The sequence below is a fragment of the Streptomyces sp. NPDC044921 genome, from assembly GCF_056432865.1.
Window position 1 is genome coordinate 37,416 of record NZ_JBWKIF010000033.1, and the last position, 17,413, is coordinate 54,828.

General features: G+C 75.7%; 12 protein-coding genes and 1 pseudogene. 10 read left to right on the forward strand and 3 right to left on the reverse strand.

Annotation, left to right across the window (positions count from 1 at the left end; translation table 11 throughout):
- Positions 1-76 precede the first annotated feature (76 nt).
- From AC07DA_RS34290 to AC07DA_RS34310, 5 genes are all read left to right on the forward strand, one after another.
- Complete coding sequence (locus AC07DA_RS34290; protein ID WP_479132134.1) at positions 77-1,843, forward strand: fatty acyl-AMP ligase; 1,767 nt, start codon at positions 77-79, stop codon at positions 1,841-1,843.
- Positions 1,840-5,904: a beta-ketoacyl synthase N-terminal-like domain-containing protein gene (locus tag AC07DA_RS34295; RefSeq protein WP_479132135.1), complete on the forward strand. Its 4,065-nt coding sequence runs from the start codon at positions 1,840-1,842 to the stop codon at positions 5,902-5,904. The genes AC07DA_RS34290 and AC07DA_RS34295 overlap by 4 nt, the downstream gene beginning before the upstream one ends.
- A gap of 24 nt (positions 5,905-5,928) precedes the next feature.
- Positions 5,929-6,885, forward strand: a complete 957-nt coding sequence (locus tag AC07DA_RS34300) for an alpha/beta hydrolase (protein ID WP_479132136.1) — start codon at positions 5,929-5,931, stop codon at positions 6,883-6,885.
- A 122-nt stretch (positions 6,886-7,007) separates the two neighbouring features.
- Complete coding sequence (locus AC07DA_RS34305; protein WP_479132138.1) at positions 7,008-8,225, forward strand: PucR family transcriptional regulator; 1,218 nt, start codon at positions 7,008-7,010, stop codon at positions 8,223-8,225.
- 138 nt (positions 8,226-8,363) lie between these two features.
- Positions 8,364-9,005, forward strand: a complete 642-nt coding sequence (locus AC07DA_RS34310) for a cutinase family protein (protein ID WP_479132139.1) — start codon at positions 8,364-8,366, stop codon at positions 9,003-9,005.
- Between the two features lie 89 nt (positions 9,006-9,094).
- On the opposite strand, the gene AC07DA_RS34315 is transcribed toward AC07DA_RS34310, so the two are convergent.
- The gene (locus tag AC07DA_RS34315) at positions 9,095-10,810 is read right to left on the reverse strand and encodes a hypothetical protein (RefSeq protein ID WP_479132149.1); all 1,716 of its coding nucleotides are present in this window, start codon (positions 10,808-10,810) and stop codon (positions 9,095-9,097) included.
- Between the two features lie 188 nt (positions 10,811-10,998).
- Here AC07DA_RS34315 and AC07DA_RS34320 point away from each other — a divergent pair, with 188 nt between their 5' ends.
- Complete coding sequence (locus tag AC07DA_RS34320; RefSeq protein ID WP_479132140.1) at positions 10,999-11,229, forward strand: hypothetical protein; 231 nt, start codon at positions 10,999-11,001, stop codon at positions 11,227-11,229.
- Between the two features lie 97 nt (positions 11,230-11,326).
- Here the strand turns inward: AC07DA_RS34320 and AC07DA_RS34325 are convergent, their stop codons facing one another.
- Complete coding sequence (locus tag AC07DA_RS34325; RefSeq protein ID WP_479132141.1) at positions 11,327-12,178, reverse strand: aldo/keto reductase; 852 nt, start codon at positions 12,176-12,178, stop codon at positions 11,327-11,329.
- 262 nt (positions 12,179-12,440) lie between these two features.
- Here AC07DA_RS34325 and AC07DA_RS34330 point away from each other — a divergent pair.
- Both AC07DA_RS34330 and AC07DA_RS34335 read left to right on the forward strand, forming a co-directional pair.
- A pseudogene (locus AC07DA_RS34330) lies at positions 12,441-12,632 on the forward strand (TIM barrel protein); the annotation flags it as partial.
- A gap of 100 nt (positions 12,633-12,732) precedes the next feature.
- Positions 12,733-13,617 (forward strand): Gfo/Idh/MocA family protein, encoded by an 885-nt coding sequence (locus AC07DA_RS34335; RefSeq protein ID WP_479132142.1) that lies wholly within the window; start codon positions 12,733-12,735, stop codon positions 13,615-13,617.
- A gap of 5 nt (positions 13,618-13,622) precedes the next feature.
- Here AC07DA_RS34335 and AC07DA_RS34340 read toward each other — a convergent pair whose 3' ends face one another.
- Positions 13,623-14,528, reverse strand: coding sequence for a GNAT family N-acetyltransferase (locus AC07DA_RS34340; protein WP_479132143.1), 906 nt, complete (start codon positions 14,526-14,528; stop codon positions 13,623-13,625).
- A 371-nt stretch (positions 14,529-14,899) separates the two neighbouring features.
- Between AC07DA_RS34340 and AC07DA_RS34345 the strand changes: the two genes are divergently transcribed.
- The gene (locus AC07DA_RS34345; RefSeq protein ID WP_479132145.1) at positions 14,900-16,096 is read left to right on the forward strand and encodes a beta-1,3-glucanase family protein; all 1,197 of its coding nucleotides are present in this window, start codon (positions 14,900-14,902) and stop codon (positions 16,094-16,096) included.
- A gap of 71 nt (positions 16,097-16,167) precedes the next feature.
- On the forward strand, positions 16,168-17,277 hold the full coding sequence (locus AC07DA_RS34350) for a PP2C family protein-serine/threonine phosphatase (RefSeq protein WP_479132147.1): 1,110 nt from the start codon (positions 16,168-16,170) through the stop codon (positions 17,275-17,277).
- The last annotated feature ends 136 nt before the right edge of the window (positions 17,278-17,413 follow it).

Below are 17,413 nucleotides of genomic sequence, written 5' to 3' on the forward strand. Positions count from 1 at the left end.
AGCCCGTCCCGGACCGTGCGGTCCGAGCACCCGTGACGATCCGCAAGCAGATCCGCGCCGTGAGGAGCCCCGCCTGATGGACAACCGCCGCCCCCCGCTCGCGCCCGCGTGCCCGACGCTGCCGGAGTACGTGCGGCACTGGGCCGGGGCCGCCCCGGACCGCCGGGCGTTCACCTACGTCGAGCACCCCGCCCCGCACTCGCGCGGCGTGCACCGCACGCTCACCTGGCGGCGCCTGGACGTGCGGGTGCGGGCCCTGGCCGCGCGCCTGGCCGAGTCGGCCGGACCCGGGGACCGGGTCGCGCTGCTGTGTCCCCAGGGCGCGGATTACGTGACCGCGTTCCTCGCGGCCCTGGCCGCCGGGCTGGTCGCCGTGCCGCTGTACCCGCCGGGGCTGCCCGGCCACGCGGACCGGCTCGCGGGCGTCCTGGCCGACGCCGCCCCGTCGGTGGTCGTGACCACGGGCCCGGGCCGGGACGAGGTGCGGGAGTTCCTCGGCGCCGGCGGACCGCGGATGCTCGTCGCGGACGAGGTGCCCGACGACGCGGGCCGCGACTGGTGCCCCGTCTCCCCCGCACCCGCGGCGACCGCCTACCTGCAGTACACCTCCGGCTCGACCCGGGCCCCCGCGGGCGTGGAGATCAGCCACGGCAACGTCGTCGCCAACGCCCGCCAGGCGCTGGCCGCCTACGGGGCCGACACCCACCCGGTGACCTGCGTGGGCTGGCTGCCGCTCTACCACGACATGGGTCTGGTGCTCAGCGTCGCGGCGCCGGTGGTGCGCGGCACGCTGTCGGTGCTGATGGATCCGGCGGCGTTCCTGCACGAGCCCGTGCGCTGGCTGCGGCTGCTCGCCGCCCATCCGCACGCGATCAGCGCGGCGCCCAACTTCGCCTACGACTACTGCGTCGCCTCCGTCACCGCGGACCAGAAGGAGGGCCTGCGGCTGGACCGGGTGACCGCGCTGATCAACGGCAGCGAGCCGGTGCGCCCGGGCACGGCCGACCGGTTCCACGCGGCGTTCGCCGGCCAGGGCCTGTCGCCAGGGACGCACTGCCCCTCGTACGGGCTGGCCGAGGCGACCGTGTTCGTCAGCGCGGCCCGGCCGGGTGAACCGCTGACGCGGTTCACGCTGGACCGTGACGCCCTGGCCGCCGGGAAGGCGCTGCCCGCGCGCCCGGACGATCCCCGGGCCGTGCTGCTGGCGGGCTGCGGCACCCCGGCCGGCCAGGCGGTCCGGGTCGCCGACCCGGTGACCCGGGCGCCGCTGCCGGAGGGCGAGGTCGGGGAGATCTGGGTGCAGGGCCCCAACGTGGGCCGCGGCTACTGGAACCGGGACGCGCGCGACGTGTTCGGCGCCCGGTTCGCGGCGGCCGGGGACGCCCCCGGCCGCTGGCTGCGCACCGGTGACCTGGGGACGGTGCTGGAGGGCCACCTGGTCGTCACGGGGCGGCTGAAGGACCTGATCATCGTCGACGGCCGCAACCACTATCCGCAGGACGTCGAGGCGACGGCCCAGGAGGCGCACGAGGCGGTCCGGCGGGACCGGCTGGCGGCGTTCGCCGTGCCCGGCGGGGCCGGGGGCGAGCGGGTGGTCGTGGTGGCGGAGCACGCGCGGACCGCGCGCCTGGAGGACCTCGACGTGCCCGCCCTGGCCGGGGCCGTGCGCGGCGCCGTCTCGGCCCGGCACGGGCTGCGGCTCGCCGACGTCGTCCTGGTGCCGCCGGGGACGGTGCCGCGCACCTCCAGCGGCAAGGTGTCGCGGGCGCTGACCCGGGCCCGGTACCTGGAGGGCGCGTACGGCGGGCGGGACGGGGCGGCGACGGCGGGGGCCGCCGGATGAGGCCGCTCGACGAGGGCGCGCTGCGCCGGCTGGTCGCACAGCGGGTGGCCGTCTGGTACGGCACCCCGCCCGAGGCCGTCCCGATGGACCGGCCGCTGGCGGACCTCGGCATGGCCTCGCGGGACGCCGTGGCCCTGGCCGGCGAGCTGTCCCGGGCCACGGGCCGCGACCTGCCGTCGACGCTGCTGTGGGAGACGCCCACGGGCGAGGCCCTGGTGGCACGGCTGTGCGCCACGGAGGCGCGGGCCGTGCCCGCCGCACGGGCCGGGGCACCGGCCGGGCCGGCGGAGCCGGTGGCGGTCGTCGGGGTGGGCTGCCGACTGCCCGGCTCGGTGCACGGCCCGGAGGACTACTGGCGGCTGCTGAACGAGGGCGTCGACGCGATCCGGCGCGTCCCGGAGGACCGCTGGCGCGACTTCACGCCCGTCCCGCCGGCCGAGGCGCAGGCGTGGGGCGGCTATCTCGACGACATCGCCGGGTTCGACGCCGAGTTCTTCCGGATCAGCCCGCGTGAGGCCGCGGTGACGGACCCTCAGCAGCGGATCCTGCTGGAGGTGGTCCACGAGGCGCTCGACCACGCGGCCGTGCCGGCCGGGTCGCTGGCGGGCACGGCCACCGGTGTGTTCGTGGGGATCTCCGCCCCCGAGTACGGGCAGCTCACCGGCGCCGACCCGGCGGCCGTCGACCCCTGGGCCCCGGCCGGGGGCGCCCTGGGCGTGGCCGCCGGACGGCTCGCCTACGTACTGGACACCCGCGGGCCGAGCCTGGCGGTGGACACGGCCTGCTCCTCCTCGCTGGTCGCGCTGCACCACGCCTGTGTCAGCCTGCGCACCGGCGAGAGCGACACCGCGATCGCCGCCGGGGTCAATCTGCTGCTGTCACCGGCCGTCACGGTCGCCTTCGGCAGGGCGGGCGCCCTCGCCCCGGACGGGCGCTGCAAGCCGTTCTCGGCCGCCGCCGACGGCATCGGGCGCGGCGAGGGCTGCGCGGCGGTGGTCCTGAAGCGGCTGTCGGACGCCGAGCGGGACGGCGACCGCGTCCTGGCCGTCGTGCGCGCCACCGCCGTCAACTCCGACGGGCGTTCCAACGGCCTCATGGCCCCCAACCCGGCCGCCCAGCAGGCGCTGCTGGAGAGCGCCTACGCGCGGGCCGGGCTGGCCGCCGGGCGGGTCGACTACGTGGAGGCGCACGGCACCGGCACCCCGCTGGGCGACCCGATCGAGGCGGGCGCGCTGGCCGCGGTGCTGGGCGCGGGCCGCGACCCGGACCAGCCGCTGCTGCTGGGGTCCGTGAAGGGCAACCTCGGTCATCTGGAGTCGGCCGCGGGCGTCGCCGGTCTGGTGAAGACCGTGCTGGCCCTGCACCACGACGCCGTCCCCCCGTCGCTGCACTGCGCGGCGGGCAGTTCCCTCACCGACGCCCGGCTGCGGGTGGTGACCGAGCCGGAGCCCTGGCCGCGCTACGGCGGCACCGCCGTGGCGGGCGTCTCGGGGTTCGGTTTCGGCGGCACCAACGCCCACGCCGTGCTGGAGGAGGCGCCGCCCGGCCCGGCCCCCGCACGCCCCGCCGAGGAGCCGGCCGCCCGCCTGCACCTGCTCTCGGACATCGGCACCGGCCGCGTCCGCGACACGGCGGGCCGGCTCGCCGCGTGGCTGCGCGAGAGCACCGCGCACCCCGCGGACGTGGCCCGCACCCTGGCCGGGCGGACGGGCCGGGGCCCGGTGCGCGCCGCCGTCGTGGCCCGGGACCGGGCCGAACTGGTCACGGCCCTTCAGGCGCTGGCCGACGGGCGCGCGGACGCGCGGGTGGTGGCCGGTGAGGTGGACCGTGTGGGGCGCGGTCCCGTCTGGGTCTTCTCCGGTTACGGCAGCCAGTGGCCGGGCATGGCGCGCCGGCTGCTGGCCGAGGAACCCGCGTTCGCCGCCGCCGTGGAGAAGCTCGACCCGCAACTCGCCCCGGAATGCGGCCTGTCGCTGGGCGACCATCTGTCCTCCGGGGCGCCCTTGGACCGGCTGGAGGTCGCCCAGCCCGTGCTGTTCGGGCTGCAGCTGGCGCTGGCGGAGCTGTGGCGTTCGTACGGCGTCGAACCCGCCGCCGTGATCGGCCACTCCCTGGGCGAGGTGGCGGCGGCCGTGTGCGCGGGCGCGCTGGACGTGGCGGACGGGGCCCGGGTCGTCGCCGTACGGGCCCGGCTGCTCAGCGGGTTGCGGGGCGGGGCGATGGCCGTGGTGGACCTGGACGACGACGAAGTGGCGTCCCTGGAGCCGGGCGTGCAGGTCGCCGTGCACTCCTCTCCCCGGCAGAAGGTCGTCACGGGAGAGGAGGCGGCGGTGGCCTCACTGGTGCGCGGGCTGCGGGCCCGCGGGCGGGCGGCCCGGGCCATGCGGGTCGTCGGCGCCGGGCACTCGCCGCAGGTGGACGTGCTGCTGCCGGAGCTGACCGACGCGCTGTCCGGTGTCCGGGGACGGCCCTCGGCCGTCCCGGTGTACTCCACCGTCCTCGACGACCCGCGCGGCGACTCGGCTTTCGACGCGGGCCACTGGGCGGCCAACCTGCGGCGGCCCGTGCGGCTGGACCGGGCCCTCGCCGCGGCCGCGGCCGACGGGCACACGGCGTTCGTCGAGATCTCGCCCCATCCGGTGCTGACGGGCGCCGTCACCGACACCGTGCCCGGCGCCCTCGCCCTGGCGACGCTGCGCCGGGACGCCGACGGGTCCGCGGCGATCGCCGGGCAGCTGGGCGCGCTGTACGCGGCGGGCCTGCGTCTGCCCGTGCCCCCGGGCCGGGTGGTCGACCTGCCGCGGCCCCGGTGGCGGCACACACGCCACTGGTGGACGGACGGCCGGGCGGCGCGCGGTGAGCCCGCGCGCCCGGTTGCCGGGGCGGCGCACGGCACCGCGGGGGCGTCCGACCAGTCGGCGGCCGCCCCGGCCCGGCACCCGGCGACGGCGACGGCGACGGCAACGGCAACGGCAACGGCAACGGCAACGGGAGGCTCGGCTGCCCCCGACCCGGCGGACCCCTCCACCGCCCTGGCCCTGCTGACCCACCACATCGCCGCCGTCACCGGCCACTCCCCCGCCCGTGTCACGCCGGGCACCGCGCTGGCCGACCTCGGCCTGGACTCGCTCATGGCCGTCCGCATCCGCACGGCCGTGGAGCGCGACCTCGGCATCGCGCTCCCCCTGCGCGCGCTGTTCACCGCCGTCACCGTGGAGGACGCCGCCGCCCGCGTCCGCGCGGCCCTGGACGGCCCGCTGCGCCCGCTGGTCGCGACCGGTTCCCGGCCGCCGCTGTTCCTGGCCCACGCCGCCGGCGGCCCGGTCTCCGTCTACCGGGCGCTGGCCGAGCGGCTCGGGGACGACCGGCCGGTGTACGGCCTGGCGCGGATCGAGGAGGCCCGGACCGTGCCGGACAAGGCCCGCCGCTACGCCGAGGCGATCGCCGCCGCCCACCCCGACGGGCCCCTGGTGCTGGGCGGTTGGTCCTTCGGTGGTTTCGTCGCCCAGGAGGCGGCACGGCAACTGACCGCCGCCGGGCGGGACGTCCGCCTGGTCGTGCTCATCGACTCCGTACGCCCCCTGCCCCGGCCCGGGCTGACGCGCGCCGACCGCGTCCGGGCCCACTTCGAGGGCTTCGCCCGGCACGTGGCCGACGCCTACGGGGTGCGGCTGGAACTGCCCTACGCGGATCTGGTGGCCATGGACGACGACCGGGCCCGGATCGACACCGTGCTGGGGGCGCTGCGCGAGGCCGCCGACGTGCCGGACGCCGCGCTGGAGCACCAGCGGGCCTCGTACCTGGACCTGGGCGCCGGGGAGGCACACCGGCCCGGGCGCCACGACGGCCCGGTGGTCCTCTACCGGGCCACCGAGCCCGCGCCGCACACCGTGCGCGACCCGGCGTACGAGCGGGACGACGCGGCACTGGGCTGGGACGAGGTGTGCCCGCGCCTGGAGGTCGTGCCGGTGTCCGGCCACCACCTGTCGCTGCTCGATCCGCCGCACGTCGACGCGATCACCGCCCATCTGAGCCGGGTGCTCGCCGAGCGGGCCCCCTGAACCACCGTGACCCGAGGAGCCGCCATGCCCGACCTGCCGCCCCAGCCCGCCACCGGAATGTCCCGGCGCGCCGTCGCCCGGGCGACGGCCGCCGCCGGACTCGCCACCCTGCTCGGGGCCGTGACCGGTACGGCCCGCGCCCGGGCCGCCGCCCGGCCCGGGCCACGCACCCGGGACGTGTCCGTGTCCTCCGCCGCGCTCGGCCGCAGTGCCCCGGTCCGGCTGATCCTGCCGTCGGACTTCGCCACCCGGCCGGACAAGAAGTACCCCGTGCTGTACCTGCTGCACGGCGCCCACGACGACTACACGTCCTGGACCCGCGAGACGGGCATCGAGGCCTTCACCGAGGGCCGCGACCTGATCGTGGCGATGCCGGACGCGGGGCCGACGGGCGTCCCGAGCGCGTGGCGCGGCGGCCCGGACTACGAGACCTTCCAGGTGTCGGAGGTGCCGGCCCTGCTCGCCCGGGACTACCGGGCCTCACCCGTACGGGCGGTCGCCGGAGTCTCGACCGGCGGCTACGGCGCGATGGCGCACGCCGCCCGCCACACCGGGGCGTTCCGGGCCGCGGCCTCCTACAGCGGCATCCTGGACACCACCGCCCCCGGTGTTCCCGCCATCATGGACGCCATCGTGGCACGCGAGAACCTGCCGGCCGGTTCCCTGTGGGGCCACCCGCTGCTCAACCTGCCGACCTGGCGGGACTTTAACCCGCGCGCCCGCGCCGCCGGTCTGCGCGGCACCGCGCTGTACGTCTCGCAGGGCAGCGGGCTGGCCGGTGGCAGCGGCGATCCGCTGCCCGGGGTGCTGGAGAGCGCCCTGTGGCCCTCGGCTCAGGGCTTCGCCCGCACCCTGGCCCGGCTGGGCGTTCCGGCGACCACCCACTTCTACTCGGGAGGAGGACACGACTGGCCTTACTGGCAGCGCGAGTTCACCGCCTCGTGGCCGATGCTCGCCCGTGCGCTGGGCGTGCCGGAGTGACGCGGGTGCCGTCGGGGCACGGAACGGAGCGGAGGGGTCGTCCGTCCAACACGGCACTTCCCACTCGTCCCACCGGCACTAGCCAGCGGGTGAGCCGCTTCCGGTCGAAAGGAGTGTCCGTGATGGCTGTGCCCACCCCCCGCGGGGTGCCGGACCGCCCCGGCGCCCCGTCCGTGCCCCCCGAACTGGCCGAGCTGCTGCGCGAACGGCTGCCGGCCGTCGCCGACGAGGTGGAGGAGGAGGTCCGCCGCCAGGTCCCGGAATACGCCCGGCCCGCCGACGGGACCTACCGCAGGAACCTGCGGGCCGGGGTGGTGCAGGCGCTGACCCTGTTCGTCGACCACGTCGCGGATCCGCGCGACGACGGGGGCGCGATCGCGGCCACCTACTACGAACTCGGCCGCGGCGAGGCCCTGGAGGGCCGGAGCCTGGACGCCCTGCAGTCCGCGCTGCGCGTCGGCGGGCTGCACGCCTGGCGGCTGATGGGGCGTACGGCGGAGGAGCTCGGCCTGGAGTCCACGGCGGTGACCGCGCTCGGGGAGCTGGCGTTCCGGACCGTGCACGAGGTCGCCCAGGCGGCCGCGGCCGGCTACGCCGAGGCACAGCTGCGCAGCTCCGACGAGCTGGAGCGGCGCCGCAGGCGGCTGCTCGACCTGCTCCTGGAAGACGGCCCGGTCGCGCTGGAGGCCGTGCAGGACCTGGCGCACGCCGCCCGCTGGCCGGTGCCCCGGACGGTCGCCGTGGTGGCGCTCGCGGCGGCTCCGGACCGGCGGGAGGAGGAGCGGCCGCTCGCGGCGGCGGGCGCGCTGGTGGACATGGAGGCCCGGCCGCCCCGCATGCTGGTTCCCGACCCGGACGGCTCCGGCCGCTTCGGCCGGGCTTTCACGCTGGCGCTGCGCGGACGGCCCGCCGCGGTCGGCCCGGTGGTCGCCGTCACCGAGGCGGCGCAGTCGCTGCGCCCGGCCATCCGCGCCCTGGGGCTGATGGGGCGGGGGATCCTGCCCCGGCAGGGCGTGGTGCACTGCTCGGAGCATCTGTCGACGCTGCTGCTGTACGGCGACGAACGGCTCCTCGAACGGCTCCGGGGCCGGGTCCTCGCGCCGCTGGACACGGTGTCGGCGGGACAGCGCGAGCGGCTCGCCGAGACGCTGCTGGCGTGGCTGCTCAACGGCAGCAACGTGCCGGACGTGGCCGTGCGGCTGCACATCCATCCGCAGACGGTCCGTTACCGCCTGCGGCAGCTGGAGAAGCTCTTCGGGGACGCGCTGCACGATCCGGAAACGCGCCTGGACCTCATTCTCGCGTTGCGCGCGGAATCCCTGCACACGCGCCGGGACTGATTCCCGGTACTCAACGGGGGACAAAAAATCGCCGGGGTTTCCATAATCCCGTCCATAACACCAGGCACTGGAGAGCGCATACGTTCGGGCCGTCCTTTTTCGCAGGCGCCAACGCGCCTCACCCGCGGAGGATTCCCCATGCGCATCCGCTTGTGCCTCGCCGCGCTCTCGCTGGCCGGCGGGGCCGGACTCGCCACTGTCTCGACTCCCCCGGCCGCCGCCGCGGCCTGCTCGGACGTGGAACTCGTCTCGGCCCGCGGCACCTTCGAGCCGGGCACTCTCGGCTTCATCGTCGGCGACCCGGTGTATTCCGCCCTGCAGAAGAAAGCCGCCGGGAAGAACATCACCAGCTACAGGGTGAACTATCCCGCCGACCTCTCCCCGACGTCCGCCGCCCAGGGGAACCTGGACCTGGTGAATCACGTGCGGAGCCAGGCCGCCGCCTGCCCGGATCAGAAGTTCGTGCTCGTCGGATATTCGCAGGGCGCGAATGTCGTCGACAACTCGATCGGCGTCAGCAGCGCGGGCGCGGTGGTCGGCAGCCCGATCGTGGCCACGCTGCCCGCCGCGGTCGAGCCGAAGGTGGCCGCCGTGCTGCTGTTCGGCAACCCGATCCGGGCCCTCGGCAAGAGCGTCACCGGCACCTACCAGAGCCGCACGCTCGACATCTGCGCCAAGGGCGACCCGGTCTGCGAGAGCGGCGGCAACGACGTCGGGGCGCACCTCGGCTACCGCGGCGACGCCGAGACGGCGGCCGCGTTCGCCGCGGGCCGGCTCTAGCCGCCCGGCGGGCCGTCTCCAGCCGCCCGAGTACGACGAAGGGGCCCGGGAGGATCTCCTCCCGGGCCCCGGGCGTGCGGGCCGTGGCCTCAGCGCGGCGTGCGCGCGAAGGCGGCGAGGCTCGTGGAGACGGGTTCGGGCCTGCCGTCGTTCTGCTCGGCCGCGGCGGTGAGCACGTCGAGGTGCTGGTAGCCGTCGGCCACGACGGGGCGCAGTTCGGGCGGGACCCGGCTGGCCAGCAGTCCTTCACCGGCGAGGACGGTGAGCACCGGGTTGGCCCTGAGCCCCTCGGGATGGACGACGAGCCGCTTCACCTGGGGCGAGCCGGCCAGCTGGATGTCGGTGACCAGCTTGGTCGGGAAGTACTGCTCGGTGAAGTCCAGCGGCTGCTCGGCCAGGCTGCGGGCCAGCTGCCGCACGTCGGTGACCTCCTCGCCGGGGCCGGTGAACGGCGTGCCGTCGGCGGACCGGTGGCCGGGGTCGTCGGGGTCGCCGACGCGGTCGTAGTTCCGCCAGGTGTAGAGCGGTCCCCGCGGCCGGTCCGGGATGGCCTTGTAGGCGGTGCCGTACAGGCCCGGCTGCCGGGTGCCGCCGTTGGCGACGGGGAAGCTCTTGTCCGCGACCGGCCCGCCGTCGAAGAAGCCGACGCTGGTCTGGAGGAAGGCAAGCGGCACGGAGTTGTCGTCCAGCAGCGCGCCGAGCACCGCGCCGTTGGTGAGCCGGAAGTCCTTCACGGCGGGCCTGCCGGTGAGGAAGGCGGCGGTGTCCTTGGAGAACAGGAAGCGGTGGGTGCCCTCGATGTTGAGGTTGGAGGGCAGGTAGCGGGGCAGGTCCGCCTCGGCGTCCGGGTCCTTGAGGGCGCCCATCCCGGCGATGCCGAGCAGCGTCATGGTCTCGGGGTTGAGCAGCACCGGCGCGGACAGCGTGCGCGGCAGCACCCCGCTGTCGAGCCCCGCCTGGACGACCCCGTAACCGACGCCGACGTCGGGCAGGTTGGTGTCGCCTGGCAGGCTCCCGCTCAGGTCGGCCAGCGAGGTGGAGACGGTGGTGTCGAGGGCGAAGTAGCCGGCGCACTGGCGGTGTCCGGCGTCGGCGGTGGTGGCCGGGTTCCCGTCGAAGTCGGCGGCGGCGAAGTACCCGGTGATGACCCCGCCGAGCGAGTGCCCGCCGCACAGCACCTTCCGCTTGCGCTGCGCCTGGCCCGGCAACTCGGCGGCGAGCAGGTCGTACTGGTCCCGGACGGTCTGCTCGATGCCGAGCTTCGCCATCCAGCCCAGCGCGCCGTTGCCGGCGAAGCCGCCGAAGGTCCGGCCGTCGACCTGTTTGCCGCGGTAGTAGTAGTCGACCGCGGTGTGCTGGTCGCCGGAGGCGATGCCGGTGCGGTCCTCCAGGCAGTTGGAGCGCCGGTCCAGCGCCCAGAACTCCACGTGCAGCCCCTGCTCGGCGGCGCGCGCCACGGTGTTGCGGGCGACGCTGTCGAACGCCCCGGCACCTTCCAGGATGCCGGGCTGGGCGACGAGGATCCGGTCCGCGTCCGCCGACGCGGCGGGGCCGTCGGCCGAGCGGTAGCGCAGATACGACAGCCAGTCGCACGCGGCCGGGCGGGGCCCGGCCGCTTCCGGCAGCGGCACCTTCACCCGCACCACCGTCTCCGTCACACCGGTCACGGGCGACGTCGACCGAACGGGCGTCTCGGTGCGTGCCCCGTCGGCCCGGGCGCCCGGCGCGGCGGCCGTGAGCGTCCCGGCGGTCAGCAGCAGGGTCAGCGCGGCGCCGCGCCATGCCCCTCTTCTCCTGCGGTTCATGTCCATGCCAGGGACGCTAGGGCGGTGGCGGACGGACCCCCAGGGGGTGCTGATGAGAACTCAGTTTCCGGATCGCCCCTTGTCACCGGCGTACAGGCGCCGGGGGGCGCCGGCGCCGGGTGGGGCCCGTTACCGCTTGTGGACGCGATCGAGCTGCGGAGCGGCCGTTTCGGGCGCATGGTGGGGTCATGGACGGTCAACCCCCTGTGGTCGTGCAGCCGCCCGCGCCGGACGGCGGACGGCTGGTGACCATCCGCGGCGAGAACATGGGCGTCGCCTACAGCCTGTTCGACGTGCTCGACCTGGTGCACCGCGAGGGCCTGCCCACGGCCGACACGGCGGTCGACGACACCGAGCTGATCGAGTGGCAGGGCGGCGGCCCGTACGACTGGAACAGCGCGGCCTCCGACGAGGGGTGATCCCGCCTGCCGCGGCCCCGGCTCCTCGGCCGGAGCCGGCACGTCACCCGCATCCGGCTCCCCGGCCGGACTCGACTCCACGGCGGGACCCCGTTCCTCAGCCGGCCTCGCTCCGGGCCGCCCCGGCCAGCGCGTCGAGCCGGGCGCGCTGGGCGGGCGTCAGTTCCAGCCCGGCCGCTGCGACGTTCTCCTCCAGGTGCTCGATCCGCGCGGTGCCCGGGATCGGCAGCACGACGGGCGAGCGGTCCAGGAGCCAGGCGAGCGCCACCTGGGTCGGCGTGGCCCCCAGCTCGGCCGCCACGGCGGCGACCGCGGCCTCGGCACCGGCCTTCCCCCAGGCGACGGTCCGCCACGGCAGGAAGGCGATACCGGCCGCCGCGCAGGCGTCGAGGACCGGCTCGTGCTCGCGGTCGAGCAGGCTGTACCGGTTCTGCACGCTCACCACGTCGACGATCTCCCGGGCCCGCGCCAGCTCGGCGACGGAGACCTCGGACAGTCCGACCCGTCCGACCAGGCCCTCGGTCTGCAGCTCGCGCAGCGTGCCCAGCTGGTCGGCGAGCGGTGTGTCCGGGTCGATGCGGTGCAGCTGGAGCAGTTCGATCCGCTCCACGCGCAGCCGGCGCAGGGCCTGCCGGACTTGCTCGCGCAGGATCGCGGGCCGCCCGTCGAGCTTCCAGTCGCCGCCCGGCCCCGTGCGGGCGACACCGACCTTGGTGGTGATGAGCAGCCCTCGCGGGTAGGGGTACAGGGCCTCGGCGAGGAGCTCCTCGTTGGCTCCGCCGCCGTACAGGTGGGCGGTGTCGATCAGGTTCACACCCAGCTCCACGGCCCGCCGGGCCACGGCGAGGGCGTTCTCGCGCTCCGGGCCCGGCCCGGTCGGCAGATGCATGGCCCCGAACCCCAGCCGGTGTACGTCCAGGTCCCCGCCGATGCGGAACGTCGATGTCATGAGCGGTGTCCTCCCCCTCGGCCCAGGAGGCACGCTAACAGCCCTGTTGGAACGGAGCCCAGCCGAGCGGATCATGCACGGCATGCCGGAGACCACCACCGGCTTCACCCTGATGGGCGCGGACAACCGCCCGGCACGGAAACGTCCCGGGGCGGCTCGTTCGCGGTGAGCCTCAGCGGTGATGACGACGCCGAGCTGCCCGGCTGCTGGGAGAAGCCGCCCGAGGTCGGCTCGGTGTCGGTGCCGCTGGAGAGGCAGATGTGGCACCCCCGCCCGGATCCACCAGCACCTCGACATCGGTCAGGGCGAGGTCGACTGGGACGCCTTCTTCGGCACCCTGCGCGAGCTCGGCTTCGACGGTGTCGCCACCGCCTGTGTCTTCGCCCGGGAGGAGCGGGCCCGGGAGTCGTCGGCGTTCATGCTGGACCGCATCAGGAAGGAGCTCGCCGCCTAGCGCCTCCGAGCCGCGTCCTTCTCGTTTCCGCACCCCTGCGGCCCGTCGCCCGCCGGTCGTGTGTCACGCTCTTCGCCCAGGCACGGCGAAAGGCGGCAGCATGCGCATGGGACTGCTCGGTACCGGACCCTGGGCCCGGATGGCCCACGCCCCCGCCCTGAGCGGGCACGACCAGCTGGACTTCGCGGGCGTGTGGGGGCGTCGCCCCGAGGCCGCGAAGGAACTGGCCGAACAGCACGGTGTGCGGGCGTACGACGACGTCGACGCGCTCCTCGCCGACGTGGACGCGGTCGCCGTGGCGCTGCCGCCCCAGGTGCAGGCCGATCTCGCCGTGCGGGCGGCGCGGGCCGGGTGCCATCTGCTGCTCGACAAGCCCTTGGCGCCGACGGCCGAGCAGGGGCGGGCCGTCGTCGAGGCCGCCGACGCGGCCGGTGTCGCCTCGGTCGTGTTCTTCACGACCCGTTTCCAGCCCGGGCCGCAGGCCTGGATCGCCGAACAGGCGGCACAGCGGGGCTGGTTCACCGCCCGGGCGCAGTGGCTCGGCGCGGTGTTCACCGGCGAGAGCCCCTTCGCGACGCCCTGGCGGCGCGAGAAGGGCGCCCTGTGGGACGTCGGCCCGCACGCCCTGTCCGTGCTGCTGCCGGTGCTCGGCGACGTGCGGCGCGTGACGGCGGCCGCGCACGGACCCGGGGACACGGTGTACGTGGTCCTCGACCACGCCGGCGGCGCGTCCAGCACCCTCACCCTGAGCCTGACGGCACCACCCGCCGCGGCCGGTGCCACCGTCGAACTCCGCGGCGAGGCCGGGGTCGCGGTCCTGCCGGACGGGGGCGACGGGGCCGTCCCGGCCCTGATGCGGGCCGCGGACGCCCTCCTCGCCGCCGCCCGGACGGGCCGCCCGCACCCTTGTGACGCGGCGTTCGGGCTCCGGGTGACGGAGATCCTCGCTGCGGCCCAGGACCTGCTGGACCGCGGCGCGCGCTAGACCCGTCAGGTGGTGCGGTTCTCCCGGGGCGGCTCGAAGTTGAGGCGCTCGCGGACCACCGGGTAGCCGGCCTTGGTGAAGTTCGCGGCCATCGGGGTGTTGCCCCGGTCCGTGGCGGCGGTGATGAACTCCGCGCCCCGCTCGACGAGGAAGTGGGTGCACTCGGCCAGCAGGTCGTAGGCGTAGCCCCGGCCGCGCTGGTCCGGCATGACGCCGATGAAGCCGATGCAGGGGCCGGACGGGTTGTGGGCCGGGATGTGGATGCCGACCCTCTCCCCCTGCGGGGTGTACGCCACCTGCCACCAGTCGCGTGGTGACGGGCACCAGTGGAAGAAGTCGAGTTCCTCCTGGGCCGCCCGGTCGAGTCCGCCCTGTGCGATCGCCTTGAGCGCGTGGGCGTCGAGGGTGGCGGAGTGGATGCGGCGCAGCGCGTCGAAGAAGACGGCGTCGTCCGGTTCGGCGCGGAACTCCAGGCGCCCGGGCCGCTCGGGCAGGCCCCGGCCGGGGGTCCAGCGGTACAGGAGGCGTTCGACGAGGAGGTCGTAACCGGCTCGGCGGGCCGCGGTGACGCGGGCCTTGGCGGCGTCGCGCAGCGCCGGGTCGTCGCGCCAGCCGGCCGGCAGGTTGAGTTCCAGTTCGACCTGCCAGGGGGCGGAGCGCAGGAGCGCGGCGCCCGCGTCCTCCTCGCCTTCCGCGACGTCGAACCAGTTCACGTTGACGGGTGTGGTGTCGTCGGGGCCGCCCCACCAGGCGCCCCGGGCGACGACGCGGCCGTCGCGCAACGCCACGCGCTTCCAGTCGGGGCGGTGCCGGGTCAGCCGGTGGCCCTCACGGGCGCCCAGCGGGTCGGGCAGGGTGTCGAAGAGTGCGGCGTCGCTCGTGTCGAGCGCGCGGATGACCGGAGCGGTCATGGGTGTCCTCCGGGATGGGCTGCTGCGAGAGCGCTCCCGGCCGGGTCAGTCGAGGCACGCCGGGACCACGGGGAGGGAGCGCGGGAACGGTGTGAACTGCACGGCTCTTCCCTCCTCTCGTCGGCCTCGGGCGCGGGGGCCACACGTTACGGGATCGCCGGCGGGCCGTCCACGGGTTTCCCGGCCGGGCTCAACCGGCCCTCAAGAGCGGGTTAAGCGACTCCTAAAGGCGTCCGAGTGAGCGGCGGTACGGGGGATTTGTTCGTGACGGACGAGTTGGCCGGGACGCCGCTCGTCCGTAGCATCCGTGGCGACCGGCCTGAGAGCGCTCTCAGACGGTTCTCCCACCCGCACAACAGGAGGCCCCCCACATGACTCCTCGTCACCGGCGCCCCGTCACCCGCCGTACGCTCCTCGCCGGACTCGGCGGTGCCGCGGTCGCCGCCCCGGCGGTCGCCGCGCTGGCCCCCCACGCCCTCGCGGAGACCACCCCGAGTACGCCGAAGGCGGCGGCCGCGCTGCCCGTGACGCTCGTCAACGACAGCGGCTCGTTCGGCAACGCGAGCGTCCACGTCTACGTCGTGGGCAACGCCGACGGCCGCCAGGTGCGCCTGCGTCCCGACGGCACCCTCGCCCCGGTGGCCCTGTCGGACAACGGCCCCGACGGCTTCACCGACTACGCGATCCCCCTGGCCGGCAGCGGCGAGACCCGGCTGTCCCTGCCGCACATGTCGGGCCGCATCTACGTGTCGCTCGGCGCGAAGCTGAAGTTCAAGGTCGTCACGGACGGCGCCGGCGACCCGGCCCTGCAGTACCCGGCCGGCTGGGTGTCCTCGGACCCCAACTACGGGGTGCTGCACGACTGCGCCGAGTTCACCTACAACTCCGCGGGCATGTTCTGCAACACCACCATGGTCGACATGTTCAGCGTGCCGATGAGCATCCGGCTGACCGGCGCCGAGGACCAGACGACGGGCACGCTGCGCGACGGGGGCCGGGCGGCCGCGTTCGCCGCCGTCCGGCGGGTCCCGGAGTTCGCCCGGCTGGTGATCGACGACACGCGGATCATCGCCCCCGGCCACGGCCTCGACGCCGGGCTGTTCCCCGAGGACTACTTCGCGCCCGCCATCGACGAGGTGTGGAGCACGTACACCGGCCGGGACCTGACGGTGACCACCAACGCCGGCACCTTCACCGGCCGGGTGCGCGGCGAACGGTTCACCTTCACCGGACCGGCGGAGGTCTCCTTCGGCAGGCCCTCCACGCGTGACGTGCTGTTCTGCGACGGCGCCCTCGCCGCCCCCAACGACGGCACCACCGGCCCGGTCGCCGCGGTCCTCGGGGCCGGGTTCAACCGTTCGACGCTGCTGGGCTCCGCCGCCCAGCCGACGACCGACCCGGCGTCGTTCTACCGCGGCGAGCTGACCAACCACTACGCCAAGGCCATGCACGCGGCGGCCCGGGACGGGAAGGCGTACGGCTTCGCCTTCGACGACGTGGCCGACTTCGCCTCCTACATCCAGGACACGGCCCCCACGGGCTTCCGGCTCACGCTCACGCCCTTCTAGCCGGGTCACGGCCGTCCGCGGCGGTGCGGCCCCGGCGTGCGGTGGCCGGGCGGGCGTTGCAGCGTGGTGGTGTGAGAGTGACGCGCCGGTCCCGCACGGCCCCCGACCGGGACCGGCCCGGCTGGCTGCGCGGGGCACCGCCGCCGGGGTGGGCCCGGGTACTGCCGACGGCGCTGCTGGTGGGCGTGTGCCTGGCGGAGCTGCTCAGCCCGGACCCGCTCGACATCGGCTTCCTGCTGGGCGCCATCCCGCCGCTGGCCGTGCTGGCGCACGGGCCGGCGGCCACGGCCGTGCTCGGGGCGCTCGCGGTGCTCGTGCTGACCGTCCCGGTCTTCAACCTGGACGATCCCGGCAGTACCGACGTGCTGACCGTGACCTTCGTGTCCGTGCTGAGCGTGCTGCTGTCGTACGTGCGCAGCCGGCGGGACGCGCAGCTGGTCACCGAGCGGGCCGTGGCCGAGGCCGCGCAGCGGGCCGTCGTGCCGCCGCTGCCGCGGCGGGTGGGGCCGGTGGGGTGCGCGGGCCTGTACCGGGCCGCGCAGCGCGGGACGCTGGTCGGGGGCGACTTCTTCGACGTACGGGCGGGCCCCTACGGCGTCCGGGCGGTCATGGGGGACGTCCAGGGGCACGGTCTGTCGGCCGTCGCCACGGTCGCCTCGCTGCTGGGGGCCTTCCGGGAGGCGGTGCTGGACCAGCCGGACCCGGAGGCGGTGGCGGCCCGGCTCGACCGGAGGCTCACGGTGGACTCGGCGGACGACCCGCACGCCGAGCTGTTCGCCACGGCGGTGCTGCTCGACTTCTCCGCCGACGCCCGGCTGGTGCGGATCGTGGCGTGCGGGCAGTGCGGCCCGCTGCTGATCCGCGACGGACGGGTCGTCGAACTGGACGTCGAGCCCGGGACGCCGCTCGGGCTGGGACTCGCCGGGGCCGTCCCGCCCCGGGTCGCCTCGGTGCGGCTGCGCGCCGGCGACCGGCTCTTCCTCGCGTCCGACGGCGTCACGGAGGCCAGGGACGCGCAGGGAGCCTTCTACCCGCTGGCCGAGCGGCTGCCGGGCCTGACCGCCGCCGACCCGTCCGCCCTGGCCGAGCGGGTGTGGACCGATCTCGTGCGGCACTGCCCGGACGTCCGGGACGACGTCACGATGCTGGTGCTGGCGCCGTGCCCGGAATCCGGGCCCTGACGACGGCCGGGGGGGGGGCCCCCCCCCCCCCGCGGCCCCCCCCCGCCCCCCGTGACCGGGGGGAACACCAGGTGGTGGTCACCAGTGGCCAAAAACCGGGGCCGCGCGAACACAAAAGTTTTTAGTAGGTGCCAGG